Origin of the sequence: Microbacterium sp. Clip185, assembly GCF_028743715.1 — a bacterium.
Lineage (GTDB): Bacteria > Actinomycetota > Actinomycetes > Actinomycetales > Microbacteriaceae > Microbacterium.
Genome location: NZ_CP117996.1, coordinates 2,455,305 through 2,478,107, shown reverse-complemented (window position 1 = coordinate 2,478,107; position 22,803 = coordinate 2,455,305). Strand labels below are relative to the sequence as shown.

At 69.7% G+C, this 22,803-nt stretch carries 22 protein-coding genes; 15 read left to right on the top strand and 7 right to left on the bottom strand.

Annotation, left to right across the window (positions count from 1 at the left end; translation table 11 throughout):
* From modA to PQV94_RS12005, 4 genes are all read left to right on the top strand, one after another.
* The gene (gene modA / locus PQV94_RS12020) at positions 1 to 789 is read left to right on the top strand and encodes a molybdate ABC transporter substrate-binding protein (RefSeq protein ID WP_274286051.1); all 789 of its coding nucleotides are present in this window, start codon (positions 1 to 3) and stop codon (positions 787 to 789) included.
* Complete coding sequence (locus tag PQV94_RS12015; protein ID WP_274286050.1) at positions 786 to 1,589, top strand: ABC transporter permease; 804 nt, start codon at positions 786 to 788, stop codon at positions 1,587 to 1,589. The genes modA and PQV94_RS12015 overlap by 4 nt, the downstream gene beginning before the upstream one ends.
* A complete protein-coding gene (locus PQV94_RS12010) occupies positions 1,586 to 2,617 on the top strand; it encodes an ABC transporter ATP-binding protein (RefSeq protein WP_274286049.1) in 1,032 nt (343 codons plus the stop codon). The genes PQV94_RS12015 and PQV94_RS12010 overlap by 4 nt, the downstream gene beginning before the upstream one ends.
* 136 nt (positions 2,618 to 2,753) lie before the next feature.
* Positions 2,754 to 3,344 carry a GNAT family N-acetyltransferase gene (locus PQV94_RS12005; RefSeq protein WP_274286048.1) on the top strand — a complete coding sequence of 197 codons (591 nt, stop codon included), beginning with the start codon at positions 2,754 to 2,756 and terminating at the stop codon, positions 3,342 to 3,344.
* 1 nt (position 3,345) lies between these two features.
* On the opposite strand, the gene cydC is transcribed toward PQV94_RS12005, so the two are convergent.
* The 4 genes from cydC to PQV94_RS11985 all read right to left on the bottom strand — a co-directional run bounded on the left by cydC (position 3,346) and on the right by PQV94_RS11985 (position 9,360).
* The gene (gene cydC, locus PQV94_RS12000) at positions 3,346 to 5,061 is read right to left on the bottom strand and encodes a thiol reductant ABC exporter subunit CydC (protein ID WP_274286047.1); all 1,716 of its coding nucleotides are present in this window, start codon (positions 5,059 to 5,061) and stop codon (positions 3,346 to 3,348) included.
* Positions 5,058 to 6,761 carry a thiol reductant ABC exporter subunit CydD gene (gene cydD / locus PQV94_RS11995; RefSeq protein ID WP_274286046.1) on the bottom strand — a complete coding sequence of 568 codons (1,704 nt, stop codon included), beginning with the start codon at positions 6,759 to 6,761 and terminating at the stop codon, positions 5,058 to 5,060. The genes cydC and cydD overlap by 4 nt, the downstream gene beginning before the upstream one ends.
* A 111-nt stretch (positions 6,762 to 6,872) precedes the next feature.
* Positions 6,873 to 7,904, bottom strand: coding sequence for a cytochrome d ubiquinol oxidase subunit II (gene cydB, locus PQV94_RS11990; RefSeq protein ID WP_274286045.1), 1,032 nt, complete (start codon positions 7,902 to 7,904; stop codon positions 6,873 to 6,875).
* A gap of 10 nt (positions 7,905 to 7,914) precedes the next feature.
* Positions 7,915 to 9,360 (bottom strand): cytochrome ubiquinol oxidase subunit I, encoded by a 1,446-nt coding sequence (locus PQV94_RS11985; protein ID WP_274286044.1) that lies wholly within the window; start codon positions 9,358 to 9,360, stop codon positions 7,915 to 7,917.
* A 208-nt stretch (positions 9,361 to 9,568) separates the two neighbouring features.
* On the opposite strand from PQV94_RS11985, the gene moaA reads away from it, so the two are divergent.
* Entirely contained in the window at positions 9,569 to 10,627 is a 1,059-nt protein-coding gene (gene moaA, locus PQV94_RS11980) for a GTP 3',8-cyclase MoaA (protein ID WP_274286043.1), read from the top strand.
* A gap of 11 nt (positions 10,628 to 10,638) precedes the next feature.
* Here the strand turns inward: moaA and PQV94_RS11975 are convergent, their stop codons facing one another.
* Positions 10,639 to 11,271, bottom strand: coding sequence for a helix-turn-helix transcriptional regulator (locus PQV94_RS11975; RefSeq protein WP_274286042.1), 633 nt, complete (start codon positions 11,269 to 11,271; stop codon positions 10,639 to 10,641).
* 186 nt (positions 11,272 to 11,457) lie between these two features.
* Between PQV94_RS11975 and PQV94_RS11970 the strand changes: the two genes are divergently transcribed.
* Entirely contained in the window at positions 11,458 to 12,387 is a 930-nt protein-coding gene (locus PQV94_RS11970) for a diacylglycerol/lipid kinase family protein (RefSeq protein ID WP_274286041.1), read from the top strand.
* A gap of 6 nt (positions 12,388 to 12,393) precedes the next feature.
* On the opposite strand, the gene PQV94_RS11965 is transcribed toward PQV94_RS11970, so the two are convergent.
* Positions 12,394 to 12,801 (bottom strand): glucose-6-phosphate dehydrogenase, encoded by a 408-nt coding sequence (locus PQV94_RS11965; RefSeq protein WP_274286040.1) that lies wholly within the window; start codon positions 12,799 to 12,801, stop codon positions 12,394 to 12,396.
* Positions 12,802 to 12,900: 99 nt separating this feature from the next.
* Positions 12,901 to 14,202, bottom strand: a complete 1,302-nt coding sequence (locus PQV94_RS11960; RefSeq protein WP_274286039.1) for a hemolysin family protein — start codon at positions 14,200 to 14,202, stop codon at positions 12,901 to 12,903.
* 348 nt (positions 14,203 to 14,550) lie between these two features.
* On the opposite strand from PQV94_RS11960, the gene PQV94_RS11955 reads away from it, so the two are divergent.
* The 9 genes from PQV94_RS11955 (at position 14,551) to PQV94_RS11915 (ending at position 22,799) form a co-directional block, all read left to right on the top strand.
* On the top strand, positions 14,551 to 14,736 hold the full coding sequence (locus tag PQV94_RS11955; protein ID WP_274286038.1) for a hypothetical protein: 186 nt from the start codon (positions 14,551 to 14,553) through the stop codon (positions 14,734 to 14,736).
* Positions 14,733 to 15,341, top strand: a complete 609-nt coding sequence (locus PQV94_RS11950) for a hypothetical protein (protein WP_274286037.1) — start codon at positions 14,733 to 14,735, stop codon at positions 15,339 to 15,341. Before PQV94_RS11955 ends, PQV94_RS11950 begins: the two co-directional genes overlap by 4 nt.
* A 79-nt stretch (positions 15,342 to 15,420) precedes the next feature.
* Positions 15,421 to 16,497 (top strand): hypothetical protein, encoded by a 1,077-nt coding sequence (locus tag PQV94_RS11945; protein WP_274286036.1) that lies wholly within the window; start codon positions 15,421 to 15,423, stop codon positions 16,495 to 16,497.
* Complete coding sequence (locus tag PQV94_RS11940) at positions 16,494 to 16,829, top strand: hypothetical protein (RefSeq protein WP_274286035.1); 336 nt, start codon at positions 16,494 to 16,496, stop codon at positions 16,827 to 16,829. Before PQV94_RS11945 ends, PQV94_RS11940 begins: the two co-directional genes overlap by 4 nt.
* Complete coding sequence (locus tag PQV94_RS11935) at positions 16,817 to 17,836, top strand: LacI family DNA-binding transcriptional regulator (RefSeq protein ID WP_274286034.1); 1,020 nt, start codon at positions 16,817 to 16,819, stop codon at positions 17,834 to 17,836. The genes PQV94_RS11940 and PQV94_RS11935 overlap by 13 nt, the downstream gene beginning before the upstream one ends.
* A gap of 185 nt (positions 17,837 to 18,021) precedes the next feature.
* Positions 18,022 to 19,032, top strand: coding sequence for an ABC transporter substrate-binding protein (locus PQV94_RS11930; RefSeq protein ID WP_274286033.1), 1,011 nt, complete (start codon positions 18,022 to 18,024; stop codon positions 19,030 to 19,032).
* A gap of 118 nt (positions 19,033 to 19,150) precedes the next feature.
* A complete protein-coding gene (locus tag PQV94_RS11925) occupies positions 19,151 to 20,722 on the top strand; it encodes a sugar ABC transporter ATP-binding protein (RefSeq protein WP_274286032.1) in 1,572 nt (523 codons plus the stop codon).
* Complete coding sequence (locus tag PQV94_RS11920; RefSeq protein ID WP_274286031.1) at positions 20,719 to 21,759, top strand: ABC transporter permease; 1,041 nt, start codon at positions 20,719 to 20,721, stop codon at positions 21,757 to 21,759. The genes PQV94_RS11925 and PQV94_RS11920 overlap by 4 nt, the downstream gene beginning before the upstream one ends.
* On the top strand, positions 21,756 to 22,799 hold the full coding sequence (locus PQV94_RS11915) for an ABC transporter permease (RefSeq protein ID WP_337994358.1): 1,044 nt from the start codon (positions 21,756 to 21,758) through the stop codon (positions 22,797 to 22,799). The genes PQV94_RS11920 and PQV94_RS11915 overlap by 4 nt, the downstream gene beginning before the upstream one ends.
* The last annotated feature ends 4 nt before the right edge of the window (positions 22,800 to 22,803 follow it).

Below are 22,803 nucleotides of genomic sequence, written 5' to 3'. Positions count from 1 at the left end.
ATGCCCGCTCGCCGCTTCTCGCTCATCGGCTTCGCCGCCGCCGGTGCCCTCCTGCTCGCCGGGTGCTCCGGAGCGACCCCGGCGCCCGGATCCAGCTCAACGGGCGCGTCCGAGGTGACCGGAACGCTCACGATCTCCGCAGCCGCATCCCTGAGCTCCGCGTTCGACGAGATCGCTCAGAGCTTCGAGGCGGAGTACCCGGGCGTGCAGATCCAGCCCATCTCGTACGACGGCTCCTCGACCCTCGCGACACAGATCATCGGCGGCGCGCCCGTTGACGTGTTCGCCTCGGCGGACGAGAACAACATGGACAAGGTGGTGGATGCGGGGCTCGCCGAAGGTCCGCAGGTGTTCGCCACCAACACGCTCGTGATCGCGGTGCCGGAGGGCAACCCTGCCGGCATCGATTCGCTTGCAGATCTCGCGAAGCCCGGCGCGACCGTCGTCCTGTGCGCTCCGGAGGTGCCGTGCGGCGCCGCATCCCAGAAACTGCTGAGCGCGGCGGGGATCACCGTCACCCCGGTCAGCCAGGAGCAGAACGTGACCGCGGTGCTGACGAAGGTCGCCGCCGGCGAGGCCGACGCAGGCCTGGTCTACGCGACCGACGTGAAGGGCCGTGACGACGTGGAGTCGCTCACGCCCGAGGGAGCGGAAGCCGTCGTCAACCGGTACCCGATCGTCGCGCTGAAGGATGCGCCGGATGCGGCCGCCGCCGCGGCCTTCGTGGCCTACGTACGCGGTGAGCACGGCCAGCAGATCCTCGCTTCGCACGGCTTCGGCGCACCGTGAGCGGCACCCCGCGCGGCCACCTGCCGCGTTCCCTCGCGATCCCCGCGACGATAGGGCTCGCGTTCCTGCTGCTGCCGCTGCTCGCACTCGTCGCCCGCGTGGAGTGGTCGAGCTTCGCGTCCGACATCACGTCCCCCTCCGCGCTGAGCGCGCTCACGCTGTCGCTGGGCACGGGGGCTCTCGCCACAACCGTCTGCGTCGTCGTCGGCGTTCCGCTCGCGCTGCTGATCGCCCGCGCGACGCCCCGCGTCGCCGCCGTGCTGCGCGCCCTCGTGACGGTACCCCTCGTGCTGCCGCCGATGGTCGGTGGTGTCGCGCTGCTGTACCTCTTCGGGCGCAACGGGGCGCTCGGCGACGCCCTCGGCGCGATCGGGGTGCGGGTGCCGTTCACGACTGCGGCTGTCGTCATGGCGCAGGTCTTCGTCGCGCTGCCATTCCTCGTGCTCGCGGTGGAGGGGTCGTTGCGCGCCATCGGAACGGGCTACGAACGCGCCGCCGCGTCCCTGGGCGCCGGTCGGTGGACGGTGCTGCGCCGCGTCACCCTTCCGCTCGCCGCTCCCGGGCTCGTCGCCGGCATCGTGCTGTGCTTCGCGCGGGCGATCGGCGAGTTCGGCGCGACGGCGCTGTTCGCCGGCAATGCCCCGGGAGTGACCCAGACCATGCCGCTGGCGATCTACACGGCGTTCAACGGGGCCGGTGTGTCTCAGAACACCGCCGTCGCGCTCTCGCTGTTGCTGCTGGCCACCGCGGTTCTCGTTCTGCTTCTCGTCCGGGCCTGGCGACCGGGGGCCGTGCGGTGACCGCGGTGCAGGCCCGCATCCACGTCTCGCGGCCGGGGTTCGACCTGGACGTCGCGCTGTCTGTCGCGCCGGGCGAGACGGTGGCGATCATGGGTCCGAGCGGTGCCGGCAAGTCCACGCTGCTGGATGCGGTCGCCGGTCTCGTGCCGCTGAGCGGCGGGCGGATCGTCCTCGATGCGGACGAGGTCTCGACTCCGCGCTTCCAGCTCGCCGCCGCGCGGCGGGGAACCGTGCTGCTCGGGCAGGATCCCCACCTTTTCCCGCACCTGAGCGCGCGTGAGAACGTGGCGTTCGGGCCCCGCGCAGCCGGCACACCCGCTCGCGTCGCGCGGTCGCTGGCGGAGGAGTGGCTGGTGCGAGTGGGGCTGGCGGATGCGGGAGAAAGGCGGCCCGCTGACCTGTCCGGCGGGCAGCAGCAGCGGGTCGCGATCGCGCGTGCGCTCGCCGCATCCCCTCGGCTCGTGCTGCTCGACGAGCCGCTGACCTCGCTCGATCCGGTGACGGCCGACGGCATCCGTGCCCTCCTGTCGGAGCACCTCGCGGGGCGCACGTGCGTGCTGGTGACGCACGACGCCGTGGATGCGGTCGCCTTCGCTGATCGCGTCGCGGTCATCGAGGCGGGCCGGCTCACCCAGGAGGGTGCGGTGCGTGACGTGCTCGGCGCGCCGGCGACGGCGTTCGTCGCCTCGCTGGCCGGACTCAATCGGGTGGTCGGCACCCCCGCATCCGGCGGAGTCGTGGTGGACGGGGTGCGGATCGCGGGGCGCGGCGACCTTCATGGGGCGCCGGTCGGGGCCGCGATCTTCCGACCCGGGGACGTGCACATCGTGGGCGACGGTGAGCCCGGGTCGTGGTCGACCCGCGTGGTGCGCGTCGAACCCACGATCGCGGGCGCGCGTGTGCACACCGCGACAGGCGGGATCGCGGTTGACGTCTCACTCGACGAGCTCGCAGCGCGCGGTCTGTCGGCGGGTGCACGGGTCGCCCTCTCCGTGGACCCCGAGCGCGTGCGCATCCTCCCCGCCTGATCCGGCTCCTCCGCCGAGCGAGTACTCGTTCGTCGAGTGAGCACCCAATTGAGCGCTCGCTCGGCAAACCGATGCGCGCTCGGAGGACCGGAGCTCCCTGCCCGCGGGGCGCACAAGGGGAAGGTACGCTCGGCGCATGGGAGTCATCCGTCCGTTCCGTCCGGGTGATGAAGACGCTCTGGCGGCGGTCTGTCTCGCAACGGCGGCCGCCGGCTCCGACGGCGCGGGGATCCTGACCGACGACGGCCTCTGGGCCGACCTGTACCTCTTGCCCTACCTGGAGCGGCATCCCGACCTCGCCTTCGTCGCGGAGGATGCAGAAGGCCGCCCGGCGGGCTACATCGTCGCAACCGATGACACGATCGCCTTCGACGCCTGGTTCGCTGAGCGCTGGTGGCCGGCTCAGCGGGCGCGATACGCGCATCCGGACGCCAACGCCAGGCAGTGGGCGATCGTCCGCGAAGCGGATGCGCGCACCGAGAGCAGCGCCCTCCGGGCGACGCACCCCGCGCACCTGCACATCGATCTGCTGCCCGTGTTGCAGGGGCAGGGCATAGGGCGGCGCCTGGTCGCAACGCTCATCGAGGCGCTGCGCGAGCGCGGCGTGCGCGGGCTGCACCTGGGCGCGGACGCACGCAACGTCGGAGCGCTGGCGTTCTACGACCGTCTGGGATTTGCGCGCGCCGCGTCGCCCGAGGGGGCCCAGCTGTTCACCCTTGATCTCTGAGTCAGGCGGATGCGGCGAGCCGGCCGTTCTCGAGGCGCACTTCGCGGTCCACCAGCCCGTCCGGCGGCGCGACGTGCGAGATCAGAACGACGGCACGATCGGCCTCGACGGCGCCGAGCAGGTCGCGCAGCAGGCGATCCGAGGCCGCGGGATCCACGCCCGCGGTCGGCTCGTCGAGCACGAGCACCGGGAACCGCGCGAGCAAGGCGCGTGCGAGCGCGATCCGCTGCGCCTGCCCACCGGACACGAGACCACCGCGTTCGCCGAGGTCGGCGTCGAGGCCGCCGCGCTCGCGTGCCCACTCGGCGAGCCCGACGCGCTCCAGCACGTCCCAGAGGTCCGCGTCGTCCGCGCTCTCGCGGGCGAAGAGCAGGTTCTGCCGGAGCGTCTCGTCGAAGAGGTAGGGGGACTGCTCGCAGAGGCCGATCGTGCGGCGCAGGTCGTCGCCGGAGATCTCGCGCACTTCCCTGCCTCCGATGAGGTAGGACCCCTCGTAGTCGAGGAAACGCACGAGAACGTGCGCGAGAGTCGTCTTGCCCGCACCGCTGGGGCCCGTCACGAGCACGCGCTCGCCGGGGCGCACGTGGAGGTCGATGCCTGTCAGTCGGCCGGAATCGTCGATGGATGCGGATGCCCCCTCGTCCCGGAATGTGCGCGTGTCGAGGCGGTCGGGCCAGCGCGCCGAGACTCCCGACAGGCGCAGTCCGTCGCCGAGCGGCGGGGCGTCCCCGGTGGCGGCCGGCTCGTCGCGGGGGAGTCCCACGGGCACCTCGTCGGGCACGGTCTCGGCCACGCGCTCGGCAGCCGTGCGCACCTGGCGCCACGCGGCGAGGGCCAGCGGCACCGTCCCGAAGACCTCGAACACCGCCATCGGCAGGAGGACGACGACGGCCAGGGCGGGTCCGTCGAAACCGCCCTGCCCGAGCAGAGCGGCGCAGGCGAGAAGGGTCGCGAGTGAAGCGACGCCGGCGACGAGCGATACGGCGCCGGAGGTGAGTCCCTGCGCGCCCGCGCGGCGCACCGTGGCCTGGCGAAGCTGCTCGTCGGCGCGGCGGATGCGGGTGCGGGCGGCATCCGTGGCGTCGAACGCGGTGAGCACGTCGAGGGTCGTCAGCTGGTCGAGAAGGGCGTCGGAGAGGTGGGAGCGCAGGGGAGCGATGCGGCTTTCCGCGCGTGCGCCGGCGCGCCAGCCCACCCACGCCGCCAGCGCGAACGCCGCCGCGAGGCACACGGCGAGGACGGCGGCCGCGATCGGCTGCAGGAAGGCCGCGAACACGACGCTCGCGACCGAGGCGAGGGTCGCTGTGGCGAGCGGCATGACGACGCGCAGGGGGAGGTTCTGCAGTTCGTCGACGTCGTCGACCAGGCGGGACAGCAGGGCCCCGCGGCGGGTCGTGCCCAGGCCATCGGGGGCGAGCGGCACGATTCGCCGCACGAGGTCCGCGCGCACGGTGGCGAGACGTCCGAGCGCGGCGTCGTGTCCACTCAGACGCTCGAGATAACGGAAGACGCCGCGGCCGAGAGCGAACGCGCGCACGGCCACCACGACCGCGGTGATGTACATGACCGCCGGTTGCTCGGCGGAGCGCGTGATGAGCCAGGCGCTGGCCGCGAGCAGAGCGATCGCACTGACGGCGGTTCCCGTTCCGGCCGCGAGCGCCCACCAGAAGCTGCGCAGCGGGGGCTGCGCCGACCGCAGGACGTCCGAGGTTCTCACGCCGTGCCTCCCTGTCCCGCCGAGCCGAGAGCGGCGGCGGACGACACGGCGACCACGCGGTCGGCGATCATCCGCGCCGTCGGCCTATGCGAGACCAGCAGGACCGCCGCGCCTTCGGTGTCGGCCGCGCGGCGCACGGTCTGCCAGAGCTCCGCCTCGGTGCGCGCGTCGAGGGCGCTCGTCGGCTCGTCGAGTGCGAGCACGGGTGTCCCGCGGCGCCGCATCCGGTACAGGGCGCGTGCCACCGCGACACGTTGCGCCTGGCCGCCCGAGAGCCCTGCCCCGGACACGCCGAGCGCCACGGCGCCGTCGACATCCGCGACCGCGTCGGCGAGGCATCGCGCCACGAGCTCCTCGTCGGGGTGGTCGTCGCCCAGGGCCACGTTCTCGGCCACGGTCCCGGTCACCAGTCCCGGCCGCTGACCCGCCCACGCCAGGATGCCGCGCGCGGCCGCATCCGTCGCCGGGGTGCCCGCGACCTCGAGGTGACCCGTGTAGTCGGCGAAGCCGAGGAGAGCGGCGAGGATGCTGGACTTGCCGGCGCCGCTGGGGCCCTCCAGCAGCACGACCTCTCCGGGCGACAGATCCAGGTCGATCGGGCCGATCACCCGGTCGCCGCGCGGCACACGCAGCTCGCGCAGGCGCAGCAGAGGTGCATCGGTCGGTACTGGCACTGCCGCGGCGCCGGCGCCTGCGGACGGCGTCAGGGCCCGGGCGTCGTCCAGGGTCTGGAAGATCTCGTCGGTTGCGGCGACGCCCTCGGCGGCGGCGTGGAACTGCACGCCCACCTGCCGCAGCGGCAGGTACGCCTCGGGCGCGAGCAGGAGAACGAACAGACCCACCAGCAGCGGCATCTGACCGCCCAGCAGTCGGAACCCGATCTCGACGGCGATGATCGCGACGGAGATGGACGCCAAGAACTCGAGCGCGAACCCCGACAGGAACGAGACGCGCAGCACCGCCATCGTCTCGCGTTTGTAGTCGGCGGTGACCGTTTCGATGCTGCGCGCGGCGCGATGCTGGCGGCCGAAGACCTTCAGCGTTCCGAGGCCCGCCACGGTGTCCGCGAAGCGGGATGCAAGATGCTGCAGGGTGCCGTACTGGCGGCGCTGCACAGTCTGGGTGGCGAGGCCGATCAGCACCATGAACAGCGGGATGAGGGGCATCGTGAGCACGACGATGAGGCCTGAGAGCGGATCCGAAACGAGGATCGTGACGATCAGGACGGGCATCGTGATCGCAGTCGCGACCAGCTGCGGCAAGTAGCGGCCGAAGTAGGCGTCGAGCGCCTCGAGACCATGGCCCGCCGTGACCGCGAGCGCCGCGCTGTTGCGGCGGGACAGCCATGCGGGCCCGAGCCGGTCGACCGCGCTCACCAGGGCTGCACGCAGCTGGAGCGATGCCCGGGCGGCCCCCAGCGCCGAGGTGCGCTCGGATGCGGCGATGAGCAGCCCCCGCAGGAGCGCGAGCGCCGCGGCGCCGCCGAGCGCCGGAAGCAGTGTCTCGACGGGCTCGCCGGCGATCGCGCCGACCAGCGCGGTCGTCAACAGCCACGCGAAACCGATGATCACGCCGGTCTGTGCGAGCACGATCGCGGCGGTGATCAGCAGGAAGTGGCGCGACGCGGAGCTGTATCGCAGCAGCCGCGGATCGATCGGGCGATTACTGCCCGACGCGCGGGTGGCGGCGTCCGTACTCACTCTTCGATCCTGCCTCATGTGCCGTCGGACCGGCCGATGCTCGTGTGCATCCGCCGGTCCGACGGGGGTATGCCGTCATCCGCTCCGAAGGGGAGGAACGGATGACGGCAGTCAGTGGACGACGGCCGCAGCCTTCTCGATCCGCGAGCGCATGACGCGCTTGCGGAAGATCCAGTACGTCCAGCCCTGGTAGAGCAGCACGAGCGGCAGGAACACCACCGCGGCCCAGGTCATGATCGTGAGGGTGTAGTCGGTGCTCGAGGCGTTCTCGATCGTCAGGGTGCCCGCCGGGTCTGTCGTGGAGGGCATGACGTTCGGGAAGAGCGCGAGCCAGAGCGTCAGCACGGCGAACGCGACGGTACCCGCGCCGAACGCGAACGCCCATCCCTCGCGATCTGTCGCGTTGGCCAGGACGGAGGCGATCAGCAGCACGGCCGCGAGGGCGGCGCAGACGATCACGAGCGGCAGGGCGGGAGCCTGGGCTCCCATCGCGTTCACGACGGTCCAGCCGAGGAATGCCGCGGCGACCACGATGGTCAGCAGGCCCGAGGTGCGCGCGAGCTTGCGGGCGTCGGCGCGAACCTGACCGTCGGTCTTCAGGGCGACGAAGTAGACGCCGTGGGTGAAGAACAGCAGCAGCGTCGTGACACCGCCGAGCAGGCCGTACGGGTTCAGAAGCGTCAGCAGCGAACCGGTGAACTCGTGGTGCGCGTCCAGCGGCACGCCCTGCACGATGTTCGCGACGGCCACGCCCCACAGCAGTGCCGGAAGAGCGGAGCCGACGACGATCATCGTGTCGAAGCCCTTCTTCCACCGCAGCGAGTCGCGCTGGTGCCGGTATTCGAACGAGACACCGCGGGCGATGAGAGCGAGAAGGATGAGCAGCAGCGGCAGGTAGAACCCGCTGAACAGGGTGGCGTACCACTCCGGGAAGGCGGCGAACAGGCACGCGCCGGCGACGATGACCCACGTCTCATTGAGATCCCAGACGGGGCCGATCGTGTTGATGATCTGCCGTCTGCCGATGTCGTCCTTGCCGAGGAACGGCAGGGACATCCCGACGCCGAAGTCGAAGCCGTCGAGCACGAAGTATCCGACGAACAGCACGCCGACGATGAAGAACCAGAGGTATGCGAGATCCATGGCGAGCTCCTCAGTAGACCGTGGTCATGCGGTGGGCATCGTCGTCGGCGCTCTCGCCGTCCCCGGGTTCGGGGATCGGTTCGGGCCCCTTCCGCGCGGCCTTCAGGATGAGGCCGAACTCCACGACGGCCAGGGCCGCGTAGGTGAGAGTGAACGCGATCAGGGAGATCAGCACGTTCCATCCCGGAACGCTGGGTGAGACACCGTCCTGGGTCAGCATGAGACCGAACACGATCCACGGCTGACGCCCCATCTCGGTGAAGAGCCACCCGACGAGGCTGCCGAACATGGGCAGCGGTGCCGACCAGATCGCCACGCGCCACGCCCACTGCGGGACGGCGCGCTTGGCGTTCTTGCGGGTCAGCCACAGACCGACCACGGAGATCACGGCCGCGAGACCGCCGAAGCCGATCATCCAGCGGAAGGACCAGTAGGTGATCCAGATGGTGGGGGCGAAGGGCAGTTCGCCGCCCAGCTGGTCGGCGAACACGGGCCAGTTCTGGGTGTACTCGGCGTTCAGGTTGTTGATGCCCTCCACGCAGCCGTCGAGCGTGTGGGTGGACAGGAACGACAGCAGGTACGGCACACGCAACGACCAGATCTCGCTCGTCCCGTCGGGGGTGCCGAGCGAGAAGATCGAGAACGACGCGTCCGCGCCGCAGGCCGTGTTGTACAGCGCCTCCGCTGCCGCCATCTTCATCGGCTGGGTCGCGACCATTTGCAGGCCCAGCAGGTCGCCGGAGATGGCGGTGCCGGCGAACGAGATGATTACCGTCCACATCCCGAACCGCAGGGCGGGGCGCATCGCCTCGAAGTGCTGCCCGCGTGCCAGATGCCAGGCGGCCACGGCGACCACGACGGTGGCGGCGAACATGATGGCCGCGAACATGGTGTGCGGGAAGGTTGCGAGCACGACGCGGTTGGTGAGCACCGCGAAGAAGTCCGTCATCTCGGCGCGGGTGCCGTCGGGCGACATCGTGTAGCCGACGGGGTTCTGCATGAAGGAGTTGGCGGCGAGGATGAAGTACGCCGACATCGTCGCGCCGATCCAGGCGCACCAGATCGTGGCGAGGTGCACGCGCTTGGAGAGGCGGTCCCACCCGAAGATCCACAACCCGATGAAGGTCGCCTCGAAGAAGAAGGCGAGCAGGCCTTCGAACGCGAGGGGAGCCCCGAACACGTCGCCGACGAAGCGTGAGTACGCCGACCAGTTCATGCCGAACTGGAACTCCTGCACGATGCCGGTCACCACACCCATGGCGAAGTTGATGAGGAAGATCTTGCCGAACAGGCGTGTGAGCTGGAGCCACTTCGTCTCGCCCGTGCGCACCCACCAGGTCTGGAAGATCGCGACGATCAGGCCCATGCCCAGCGTCAGCGGCACGAACAGATAGTGGTACAGCGTGGTCAGACCGAATTGCCAGCGCGCGAGCGCGAGCGGATCAAGAAAATCCATGAGCGTCCCCTTCAGAGCCCTTGCCTCGACTCCTGGCCGCGGGACCGGCCGGATCAGAGGTTGCGGCACAGTGTCGCAGTTCGAAATGAGATGGCCGCAGGGGGCGGCCGTGAATAATGACGAGCAATTTCCACGCCGATCCGCGCCGGGTGTCCGGGCACGGCACGTACCCTCGTGTCATGGGCGATCGAGCGGCGGAGGTCAGAGGATGACGGCGGTTCCGCTCCAGCTGCGCCGCACGCCGCCCGCGGATCCGGGTCAGCAGCGACAGGGGGATCCGCTCGTCGACCAGTTCGGCCGGGTGCACCGGGACCTTCGCATCTCGCTGACCGACCGGTGCTCGTTGCGCTGCACGTACTGCATGCCGGAACAGGGCAACGAGTGGCTCGCACGCAACAGCATCCTGACGACCGACGAGATCGAACGCGTCGCCCGCATCGCCGCCGCCGACGGGATCAGTACCTTCCGCCTGACCGGCGGTGAGCCGCTGCTGCGCCGCGACATCGTGGACGTCGTGGCGCGTCTGGCGCGCATCGAATCCCCCGAGGGACCGGTCGCGATCGCGATGACGACCAACGGGATCCGTCTGCCCGAGCTGTTGCCTGCCCTCGTCGAGGCGGGGCTCAGTCGGCTGAACATCTCCATCGACACGTTGCGGCGCGATCGCTTCGCCGAGCTCACGCGTCGCGACCGTCTCGAGGAGGTGCGCGAAGCGATCGGCGCCGCCGCCGCGTCCGGACTCCGCCCGCTCAAGCTCAACGCCGTCGCGATGCGCGGGGTGAACGACGATGAACTGGTCGACCTGGTGGAGTTCGCCCTCGCGCACGACGCACAGATGCGCTTCATCGAGCAGATGCCGTTGGATGCCGGTCATACCTGGGACCGCTCGCAGATGGTCACTCGCGAGGAGATCCTTGAGGCTCTCGGTCGCCGGTGGGAGTTGACCCCTGTGCCGGGACGCGGCGGCGCGCCCGCCGAGCGCTGGGCTCTTGACGGCGGCCCCCACACGGTCGGCGTCATCGCGTCGGTCACGGCGCCGTTCTGCGGCGACTGCGACCGGATGCGGTTGACCGCCGACGGGCAGCTGCGCAACTGCCTGTTCTCCACGACCGAATACGACCTCGTGCCCCTCCTGCGCGGGGGTGCCTCCGATATGCAGGTGGACGCCATGCTCCGCTCGTGCATCGCGGGCAAGCTCGCGGGGCACGCCATCGACGACCCCTCGTTCCTGCAGCCGTCGCGAGGAATGAACGCGATCGGCGGCTGAGGGCCGCCCGTTCATGCCGGTAGCGGCACCCGCTGCGCGAGCATCAGCTTGACGACGCAGTTGCGCGGGTCGCACGACGCGGCCATCTTGTCCACACGAAGCGGGCCGCCGGCTTCCGCGAGCACACCGTCCATCAGTCCCAGGTGCACATCGCAGAGCGTCTCGCGGTGGTCGGGATCCGCGCCCGCGTTGGGGCAGGGGGAGATATCGACCGTGAGCTCGGCCTCGTCGACGATGGGATCGAAGCCGGCATCGCCGAGGTCCTCGACGAGGGCGTCGATCTGGTGCACCGCATCCGGGGTGAGCCCGGCGTCCGTCACGTTCGTCCACGGCATGATGCGGCGCATGAGGTCGCCCCGCTGCGCCGCCTCGCGGACCTTGCGCTGCGAGATGACGCTGATGCCCCGGCGGTCGGACGTGGTGCTGTAAAGAACGCGCGGGCGGCCGCGCGTCGTCCGGTGCTCGGTTTCGGCCACGATGTAACCGCCGTCGAGCAGGCGCTGAAGGTGCTCGCGAACCGTGTTCGGGTGCAGATCCGTCGCCTCGCACAGCTCGGCGACGGTGCGCTGTCCGCGCTTTTGCAGAACGTGGAGGATCTGAACGCGCGAGTAGCTGGAGATGGCGCTGTATCCGGGGCGGGTCATGCCTTCATTGTTCATGTTTCCGGATGAAATTGAAAGGTCAGACCACAAGATTTCCGAGGTTCCACAGTTCCTGTCGCGTATTCGCCGGGCTCGTCTTGTGGGTTATCCACGGCCCGGGTCGGGAAGCGTTCCGGTGTCGGTCGCAAGCGGCGCCGTGCGACGCGTGCGGGGTGAGAGCATGTGTGCATGCCCGCATCCCGCACCGCCGTCGTCTACAACCCGAGCAAGACGAAGCGCGAGGATCTCGCGCGCGCATGGGCCGGTGTCAGCGCCGAGGCCGAGCCGGAGTGGTTCGAGACGACCCCCGAGGACCCGGGGCAGGGGCCGGCCCGCGCGGCCGTGGAAGCCGGATGCGATCTGGTGATCGCCGCGGGCGGCGACGGCACCGTGCGGGCGGTGGCCGAGGGCCTCGCCGGAACGGATGCCGCCCTGGGCATCGTGCCGCGCGGCACCGGCAATCTGCTGGCACGAAATCTGGGCGTACCACTGCTGAGTCTTCCCGCGGCGATGCGTCGGGCATTGACGTCGGAGTCCCGCTCGATGGACATGGGCTGGGTAGAACTCACCAGAGCCGGCGGCACCGAGCGTCACGCTTTCGTGGTGATGGTGGGATTCGGTCTGGACGCGCAGATGCTCGCGGAGACCGACGACGACCTGAAGTCGAAGGCGGGGTGGCTCGCCTATGTGGCCGCGATGGGACGCGCGCTCTCGTCGTCGAGCGTGATCGATGTCCGTCTCGCGCTCGATGACGAGCCTGCGCAGAGCGTCGAGGCCCATACGCTGCTCGTGGGCAACTGCGGCGCCATCCAGGGCGGGGTCACCCTCTTCCCGGACGCCCAGCTCGACGACGGACTGCTCGATGTGCTGATCATGAGCGCGGCCGGCGTCGGCGACTGGCTCGAGACGCTGCGCACCGCGATGTGGGACAACGGCATCCTTCGGCTGTTCGATCGCGAGCGTTCCGCGACGAGCACCGATTCTGCGCGGCATGCACAGGGGCAGCGACTGCGCGTGGAGTTGTCCGAGCCGTGCGCGTTCGAGATCGACGGCGAGGAGGTCGGCGAGGTCACCGGCTTCGCCGTCAGCGTGGAACGCTCAGCGCTGCGGGTGCGCTGAGCGGGTTCAGGCGATCTGCTCGCCGCACATGCCGCACACGCCGTTCGCGTTCGCCTCGAGGAAGCAGGTAGGGCACACGGCGCGCACGCGCTCGGGGACCACGGGCTTCGTTGCGCTCGTGCGGGTGGGTGCTGCCTGGCGTGCCGCGGTGCGCTTCGGGCGAGTCGCCGGCGCTGCGGGCGCGGATGCGCGGGGCGGCTCAGGGCGGTGCTCGACGCAGTAGAAGCGCACGAACCCGTCGTGGTTGTTGGGATGGCGGTGCTTGACGGCCCACAGCTCCGTGCGCTCGCGCGCCGGTGCGTCGGCGGGGCAGGATGCGCAGCGCCCCGGCTCGCCGGGGGCGATGTCGGCGACCAGCAGCGGAGTCTCGAAGGGGATGCTCTGCCGCCAGTCCGATGACGATGCGATCCTCACGGGGTCCTTCCTGGCGGGCGCGCTTCGGGTGCGGATCCTGCCTCTACAACGGTAGATCACCTGGCGGGGGCCGGGCGCCCCGTCCCCCGCCAGGGGCGATCAGTTCGGGAACTCTTGCGCGGGTTCCGCCGCGCGGGTCACGTGCAGTTCACTGATCCGGCGGCGATCGATCGCGTTCACCCGGATCGTCGCGCCGTCGATCTCCACGACGTCGCCCACGCGGGCGAGGCGCCCGAGCCGTTCGACCACGTAGCCGGCGACCGTGTCGGCGCTGCCCCGCGGGATGGCGATGCCCGTCGCCTCCTCGAAGTCCTGCAGGTTCAGTCGACCGTCGACCGTGCCGCCCTCCGCGCTCAGCGCTTCGGATACCGCATCCGTGTCGTACTCGTCGAAGATCTCCCCGACGACCTCCTCCACGAGATCCTCGAGCGTGACGATGCCGTCGGTCCCGCCGTACTCATCCACGACGACCGCGATGTGGTGCCCCTGCGCCCGCATCCCCGTGAGGGTCGGCAGGACGCGCGCGGAGGACGGGAGATAGGAGATCTCGCGGACGATGGAAGCGAGATCGGCGCTGCCGGATGCGGACGCGGCGTCGAAGATGTCGCGCACGTGCACGAACCCGATGATGTCGTCGATCGAGGTGTCGATGACGGGGTAGCGCGAGTGCGGCAGGTCCGCGACGCGCGCGGCGGCCTCATCGATCGACTCATGAGCGTCGAGCGCGATCACCTCGGGGCGCGGCCGCATGACCTCGCTGATCTGGCGGTCGCGCAGCGACAGCACGTCGTCGAGGATGCGGCGCTCGTCCTCCGGCAGTCCCTCATGACTGGAGACGATGTCGCGCAGCTCCTCGTCGGTGAGCTCGTCGGCCGTCTTGTTCGGGTCGCCGCCGAGCAGCCGCACGAGAGCGTTCGTCGACACCGACAGCAGCCAGATGACGGGACGCATGAACCGCGCGAATCCGCCGAGGACCGGGGCGACGGCGTAGGCGAACTGCGCGTTGCGCTGGATCGCGAGGCGCTTGGGCACGAGCTCGCCGAGCACCAACGAGAGGTACGCGATCACGAGGGTCAGCACGATCGTCGCGACGGTCGCCGCGACGGACTCGGCGAGCCCGAGCGACGCGAACAAAGGCGTCACCGACGGCGCGATCGACGAGGCGCCGTATGCGGCCGAGGCGAAACCGGCCACCGTCACGCCGATCTGGACCGCCGAGAGGAACGTGTTGGGGTTGCGGGCGAGATCCGCGACCTTGCGACCGCGCTTGCCCCGGGCCGCGAGAGCGTTGACCTGGCTCTCGCGAAGGGTCACCAGCGCCATCTCCGTGGCGGCGAAGACGCCGCCGATGAGGACGAAGACGATGACGAGGGAGATATTGAGAAGGAGGTCGCCGTTCAACGGCCGACCTCCTCGGTGTGCAGGCAGACGCCCGGGGTCACCCGGGCGCGCGGACTATGACTGTCGGAGGAATCGGCAGAGTGCGTCATCGCACCAGAGTAGGGCGACGGGCGGCCGCGATGCTCGGCGTTCGCCGAGAGAGTGGGCCTCGGGCCGTGCTTGACAGTCGATCCGTTCGCGCTAACATCGAGCACAAGTCATTGGTACCGCTAACACGCGATGTCGCGTATCCGCATCCCGCTCGACGCTCCGCATCCCTTGCGAGCGTTGCTGCGTGGGCCGATGACGACGTGATCAAGTCGAAGAACGAGTGAGTGGCCCATCGTCGGGTCACAGCAAAGGTGCACGATGCTCGCTGCGCACGCCGGCCCTCGGCCCGACGTCGCGACCGCCCGCGGCGAGGGCACCCCTTTCACCGAGAAGGATGCGGTCGCGACCGCCGCCCTCTCGGGCAATCCGGCGACCGGAGAGTCCGGCCGTCCTGCAGCTCGGCGCAGCGCAGCCGCCTCGCCGGAGATCGGAGACACACCATGAAGAAGGGCCTTCTCGCCCGGACCGCCGTCGGCCTGGTCGGCGGCGCACTTCTCATCGGCGCCGCGGGAGCGGCCGTGGCGGACGAGATCGGCAACGACGACGTCGATGTCACCGTCGATATCGCGGCGCTGCCCAGTACCGGTGCGCTCACGTTGAGCGTCGCCTCCGGCTCCGCCGTGCTGACCGAGGGGGAGTCGGCCGACCCCGACCAGCGCCTGTTCACCGGAGCGCTGCCGACCGTGACCGTGACCGACGACCGCGACAACATCCCCGCGGGTTCCGCCTGGTACGTGACGGGCCAGGCGAGTGCGCTGACGGCGGGCCCCGACGCCTCGATCGATCCGGGCTACCTCGGCTGGAAGCCGAAGATGCTGACCCAGAGCGCTGACGTGGCCGAAGGCCCCGACGTCGACACCGTCCTGGATGAGGGCCCCAACAACCTCGGTCTCACGCAGGCCGAGTTCCTCGCGACGGCCTTCGACGCGCAGAGCGCCGCCGGCAGTTGGCAGGCCACCGCCGATCTGCTGCTCAAGACCCCGAAGGATGTCACGCCGGGCAGCTACTCCGGCACGATCACGCTCACCCTGTGGGAAGAGCTGTCCTGAGGCCTCGCGCTCGCCTCGAGCGCGCTGGACTCCCGGAGTCGGTGACGGCTCTTCTGCCCCTTCCCCCAGGATGACTGCTGTGTTCCCACGCCTTCTCACCTTGCCGTCCGCGATCCGGGCGTCGGTGGTGTCCGTCGCCGCGCTCGCGGCCATGCTCGTGCCTCTCGTCCCCGTCGCGGCCGCCGCGGCCGAGGACGACCCGGTGCGCTGGTCGGTCACGCCCGCGGATGCCGCGGGCGCCGACGGGCGGCGCGCGGTCGAACACGAGCTGGATCCGGGGGAGCGCGTGGACGAGCACTTCGCGGTGCGCAACCTCAGCGAGCAGGAGATCACCTTCCGGATCACCGCCGCAGACGGCTTCTTCACACCGGCCGGTCGCTTCGACATCCTCGCGGATGCGGGCGCGTCGACCGCTGCCGGTACGTGGATCTCCGCGCCCGCCGCCGTCACGGTTCCCGCCGGCGAGAGCGTCGTCGTTCCCTTCTCCGTTGCGGTCCCCGAGCGTGCGGAGCCCGGTGACTATGCGGCGGGTGTCACCGCATCCGTTCTTTCGGCGGGCAGCGCCGCGGGCGGGGCGAGTGTCGGCGTCGAGAGCAGGGTCGGCTTCCGGGTTCTGACCCGCGTGACGGGAGAGATCACCCCGGCTGCCTCCCTGGACTCGCTCGCCGGGGATTACCGGCTGTCGTGGAACCCGCTGCGCCCGGGCGAGGCGCAGGTCTCCTTCGAGGTGGTCAACGAGGGCAACACGCGCCTCGTCGCTGCCGGCGCGGTGTCGGTCGGCGGTCGGACGGTCGCCTTCCCCGAGGAGGGCCAGCAGGCCCAGGAGCTGCTGCCCGGTGATCGCCGCGAGATCACGGTCGAGGTCGACGAGGTGTGGCCCTGGGGGCTCCTGAGCGCAACCGTGACCCTCGCGCCGGAGGTTCTCACCATCTCCGACACGGATGCGACCATTGCACCGATTTCCGCCGACGCGGCGGTCTGGGCGGTACCGTGGCCGCAGTTGGCGATCTTGCTGGGGGCGGGTCTTGTCGTCTGGGCTATCCTGTGGCGACGATCACGCTCCCGGAGGCGGATCTCCGCCATGATCGACGACGCGCTCCAACGAGGGCGCGAAGAGGGACGGAATGAGATGACCGACCGGGTGGGAGCATCATGAAGCGCTGGGGCGCGGTGCTGGCCACACTGGCGAGCACGATCGCGGCTGCCGCGGTGACGATGCCCGCTCACGCGGCCGACGTCGACGCTGACCCGGGGACGATCGGCGTCAGCGTCCAGATCACCCCGATCGAGTGCGCGAGCGGATGCGGCTCGGGAGCCGAGGGCGTCGGGTCTCTGGCGGCCAGCGGTCTGCCTCCGACGGAACCGGTGCTGTGGGCCGCAGCTGTGCTCCTCGCGCTGGGCGCCGCGCTGGCACTGCGTGCGGCCGCCTCCCGCCGCGCGAAGACCGCGCCCGCATCCGATTCCGGAGACGGTGCGTGTCAGAGCTGACGCGAGGCTGGCAGCGGCCCAGCATCTACGACGTCGCCAAGCATGCGGGCGTGTCCCATATGACCGTCTCGCGGGTCCTCAACGACCATCCCAACATCCGCGACTCGACACGCCAGCGTGTGCTGAAGGCGATCGAGGAGATGAACTACACCCGCAGTTCGATCGCGCGGGCGCTGGCGACGCGGCGGGCGATGCGGATCGGGGTGCTGGTCGACGGTCCGGTGCAGTTCGGTCCGAACAGCACGCTGCGCGCCCTGGAAGCCGCAGCGCGCGACGTCGGCTATGCCATCAGCGCGTTCTCCATCGACGACGATGACGACGCGCAGCTGGACGCCGGAGTCGTGGAGCTCGTGACCCAGGGGGTGGACGCACTGTGCGTCATCGCCCCCCGCGCATCTTCGCTCGAACTGCTGCGGCAGAAGAGCACGGGGCTTCCCACGATCGTCATCAAGGCCGAGTCCGACGACGTGTGGCACACGGCGGCCGTGGACCAGCGCAGCGGCGCACGACTCGCGGTCGACCATCTGATCGAGCTCGGTCACCGCCGCATCGCGCACCTCGCGGGGCCCCTGGACTGGTACGACGCGAGGGAGCGTGAGCAGGGCTGGCGTGAATCGCTGGCCGCCGCGGGACTCGATGCGGGCGAGGCGATCATCGGCGACTGGACCTCGGACTACGGCTACGAAGTGGGGAAGGCGTTCGATCCCGGCAGTGCCACGGCGGTGTTCGCCGCGAACGATCAGATGGCGCTCGGTCTCGTGCACGGGCTGGTCGATCAGGGCCTTCGGGTGCCGGAGGACGTCAGCGTGATCGGCTTCGACGACGTCCCGGATGCGCGGCACTTCCTGCCTCCGCTGACGACCGTCCGCCAGGACTTCTCGGCCCTGGGGGAGCTCGCTCTGCAGCTCGTGATCGCCGCCATCGACGGCGAAGATCACACTCGGCACGATCGCATCGCGCCGCTTCTGGTCGTGCGTGCGTCCACGGCTCCCGCGCCGCGCGACTGAGTCGCTGGCACGCGTTGTTATGCGCAACAAATGTTCGCGGTAACGGAAAAGTAACGAATCGCCCCGAAAGAGTTGCGAAGTCACTTTGTTAGCGCGCACAATGTGGCTACCCGACGTTCCCGCTGGGGGGCACACGGACCACCTCTTCGACGATGAGCGTCGGGGAGTCTCAAGGAGGAGATCACATGGCACACAACAAGCGCGCACTGGGCATGCTGGGATTCATCGGCGTGGGTGCTCTCGCGCTGGGGCTGGCCGGCTGCTCGAGCGGTGACGCAGAGCCCGGCGGCGAGGCGAGCGGCGGCAGCGGCGAGCTCACCACCGTCGGCTTCGTCGCGGTGGGTCCCGAGGGCGGCTGGCGCAACGCCAACGAGCAGGCCATCAAGGACGCCTTTACGGAGGACGCCGGCTTCGAGCTCAAGTACGCCCCGGCTGCCAGCCCGAGCGACCAGAAGTCGCAGCTGGACGCCTTCTCGACCTTCGTCAACGACGAGGTCGATGTCATCCTGCTCACCGCCACCGAGGCGTCGGGCTGGGAGGACTCGCTCAAGCTGGCCAAGGAGGCCGAGATTCCGGTCATCCTGCTCGACCGCGGTGTCGACGCTCCCGAGGACCTCTACGTCACCCGTATCGCGCCCGACAACGTGCAGGTCGCGAAGTCCGTCGGCGAGTGGGCGACCACCGCGTTCCCGGAGGGCGCCAACTACTTCGTGCTCGAGGGTGTCCCGGGTCTGTCGGTCGTCAACGAGCGCAACGAGGGCTTCGACGAGGCGCTCGGCGGCAAGTCCGGCTGGAACAAGGTCGGCGCGCAGACCGCCAACTGGAAGACGGATGAGGGCAAGTCGGTCATCGAGACCGTCCTGAAGGCCAACAACAACGACATCCAGTTCATCTTCGCTCAGAACGACGAGATGGGCATCGGCGCTGCGCAGGCCGTGACGGCGGCGGGCCTCAAGCCCGGCACCGACGTGAAGATCGCCACGATCGACGGCACCAAGGGTGCGCTCGAGGCTCTGTCCAAGGGCGACCTGAGCTTCGTCGCTCAGTACAACCCCTTCTTCGGCACCGACGCTGTCGACGCCGTGAAGAAGGCCCTCGCGGGCGACAAGGTCGACTCGACCATCATCGTCAAGAGCGCCACGTTCGACTCGCCCGAGGCGGCCGACAAGGCGCTGGCCGACGGCCTCGCCTTCTGAGCGCCGAGAGCCCGCACTAAACCGCGCCGGCAGGCAGAGCGGGGATCGCCCCGGGCGATCCCCGCTCTCTGTCCGGCACCCGAGGGCATCAGCCCCGTAGCGAGGAAGCTCGTCAGTGATGACCGAATCACCCCCGATCGTCGAAGTCCGCGGCGCATCGATCACATTCCCCGGCGTCAAAGCGCTCGACGCCGTCGACTTCCGACTCCTGCCCGGAGAGGTCCACACCCTCATGGGTGAGAACGGCGCGGGCAAGTCCACGCTGATCAAGGCGCTCACCGGTGTCTACCAGATCGACTCCGGGTCGATCCTCGTAGGTGGCGTCGAGAGGCGCCTGACCGGCACCAAGTCCGCGCAGGATGCGGGGATCTCGACGGTCTACCAAGAGGTCAACCTCTGCACGAACCTGACGATCGGCGAGAACGTCATGCTCGGCCACGAGGTGCGCGGCCCGCTCGGCATCAACTGGCGCAAGACCCACGCCCGCGCCGCCGAGGCGCTGGCGCGCATGGGCCTCGGCCACCTCGACCCCCGCGCCCCGCTGGCCTCCATCTCGATCGCCCTCCAGCAGCTCGTCGCCATCAGCCGCGCCATGGTCACCGAATCCAAGGTGCTCATCCTCGACGAGCCGACCTCGAGCCTGGACTCCGCCGAGGTCGAGGTGCTCTTCGGTGTCATCCGGAGCCTTCGCGACCAGGGCGTCGCCATCCTCTTCGTCTCCCACTTCCTCGACCAGGTGTACGCGATCAGCGATCGCATCACGGTCCTGCGCAACGGCGCTTTCGTGGGGGAGTACCTCACCCACGAACTCGACCGCACGCAGCTCATCTCGAAGATGATCGGCAAGGACCTGGACGCGCTGCGCGCCCTCGGCTCCAACCGTCAGGTCGACGAACGCGACCGCACCGACACCCCGGTGTACAGCGCGGAAGGTCTCGGCCGCAAGGGTGCGCTGAACCCGACCGACATCGAGATCCACCGCGGCGAGGTCGTCGGCTTCGCGGGACTTCTCGGTGCCGGACGCACGGAGCTTGCCCGACTCATCATGGGCGCCGACCGCGCCGACTCCGGCACCGTGCGCATCCGGGGCAAGAAGGCCAACATCGCCTCGCCCGTCGCGGGTCTGGCCAACCGGATCGCCTACTCCACCGAGAACCGCCGCGATGACGGCATCATCGGCGACCTGAGCGTCCGCGAGAACATCATGCTCGCGCTGCAGGCGAAGCGGGGCTGGCTGCGTCGCGTCCCGGCTCGCGAGGTCGACGCGCTGGTCAAGACCTACATGGAGCGCTTCAGCGTGCGACCGAACGACCCCGATCGGCCGATCCGGCTGCTGTCGGGCGGCAACCAGCAGAAGGTCCTCCTCGGGCGCTGGTTGGCCACGGAGCCGGAGCTGCTGCTGCTCGACGAGCCGACGCGCGGCATCGACGTCGGTGCGAAGGCCGACATCCAGGAGACCGTCGCCGAGCTCGCCGAGGGCGGCATGGGCGTCGTCTTCATCTCCTCCGAGCTGGAGGAGGTCGTCCGCCTGTCCGAGCGCATCGTCATCCTCAAGGACCACGACAAGATCGGCGAGGTCGTCAACGGCCCCGACGTGACGGCCGAGCGCATCGTCTCGATCATCGCTGCCGAAACGGAAGAGAAGGCCGAGGCCCAGACCGAGGCGCTCGCCGAAGGAGAGCTCTCATGACGTCCTTCCTGAAGACGCTCGTGCGCACGCCCTGGTTCTGGGGCATCGTCGGGATCGTCCTGCTGCTGACGCTCAACGTCATCAAGGACCCCACCTATCTGTCGGTCGGCATCAACCCGACGACCGGGATGCTGGCGGGGAACCTGCTCGATATCCTCCGCGTCTCGGCGCCGATCATCATGATCGCCCTCGGCATGACCTTCGTCATCGCGACCAAGGGCATCGACCTGTCGGTCGGCTCGATCATGGCCGTCGGCGGCGCCGCGGCGATGGAGAGCCTGTCCGCAGCGGGTGCGCCGACATCGGTGGGTGCCATGCTGTCCGCGATCGGCATCGCGCTGCTGCTGGGGGCCGTCCTCGGTCTCGTCAACGGTCTGCTCGTGTCCGTCATCGGGCTCCAGCCCTTCATCAGCACCCTCGTGATGATGCTGGCCGGTCGCGGCATCGCCCGCGTCATCACTGGAGGCCAGAACACCAACGCCACCAACGAGCCCTTCCGGCAGATCGCGAACGGGCAGATACTCGGGTTGCCGATCAGCTTCGTCGCGGCGATCGTGATCGTCGTTCTCGTCTCGGTCATCATGCGCCGCACGGCGCTGGGTCTGATGATCGAGTCCATCGGCGTGAACCCCGCCGCGAGCCGCCTCGCCGGCATCCGGCCGCGGCCCATCCTCATCGCGGTGTACGTCCTCTCGGGTGTGCTCGCGGCGACGGGCGGTCTGTTCACCGTCTCGGAGGTCATGACTGTGGACGTCTCGGGCACCGGCTACCAGATGGAGCTCGACGCGATCCTCGCGGTCGTCATCGGGGGGACGTCGCTCGCCGGCGGCAAGTTCTCGATCCTGGGATCCACGGTCGGGGCCCTCCTGATCGCGACACTCAACAAGACGGTCCTCTTCCTCGGGATCTCGGCCGCCGCGACGCCCGCCTTCAAGGCGATCGTCATCGTGGTGCTGGTTCTCCTGCAGTCCGAGCGGGTGCGGGGCTACGTGCTCCGACTCGGGCGCACCCGTTCCCGAAAGGAGGCTGTCGCGTGAGCGCGTCCGTCTCGACCTCGTCCATCGACCTCGACAAGGCACCCTCTCGCGGATTCGCCCGCATCTGGGGCCGCAGCCAGTCGGTGATCCCGTCGCTCGCGGCGGTGCTCCTGCTGATCGCCATGCTCGTCTACGCCGAGCTCGCCTACGGGCGCGTGTTCCACATGGGCACGATGTCGAGCCTGCTCGTCAGCTTCGCGCCGACGATCATCCTCGCCGTCGGGATGACGATCGTCATCCTCTCCGGCGGGATCGACCTCTCGGTGGGCGCCGTCGTGGCCTTCACCTCGGTCGCCGGCGTCATGCTGATGAACATCGGCGTGAACGGGTGGCTCGCGATCGTGCTGATGATCGTCTTCGGTGCGTTGTTCGGCCTCGTCTCCGGCGTGCTCATCCAGTACTTCAACGTGCAGCCGTTCATCGCGACGCTTGCCATGATGTTCCTGGCGCGCGGTCTCGCGTCGATCCTGTCGACGGTGCCCGTGCAGGCGCCCGACGACTCGCCGATCCTGCTGCTGGCGACCGACTTCAAGCTCATCGACGGCCCCAAGGTGAACGACCTCGTGCTCACGCCCGGGTTCTTCATCGCGGTGCTCGTCGTGATCGGCGCGTTCTTCTTCCTGCACCGCACCCGCTCCGGGCGCACGATCTACGGCATCGGCGGCGCGGAGTCCTCGGCGCAGCTGATGGGTCTGCCGGTCGCTCGCACCCGGGTGTCGATCTACATCATCAGCGGAGCGCTGGCGGGTCTCGCGGCCGTCGTCTACACGGCGGAGGTGGGCGGCAAGGCGCAGAACGTCACGGCCATCGGCTGGGAGCTCGACGCGATCGCGGCGGTCGTCATCGGTGGCACGCTGCTCACAGGCGGAGCGGGGTACGTGCTCGGCTCGGTCGTCGGATCTCTCGTGCTCGCGACCCTCTGGATGATCATCACGAAGGACGGCTCCATCCGCCCCGAGTACCTCACGATCATCACCGGCGGCATCCTGCTCGTCTTCGTGCTCCTGCAGCGGGTGCTGACGGCCAGACGTCGCAGATGACCCC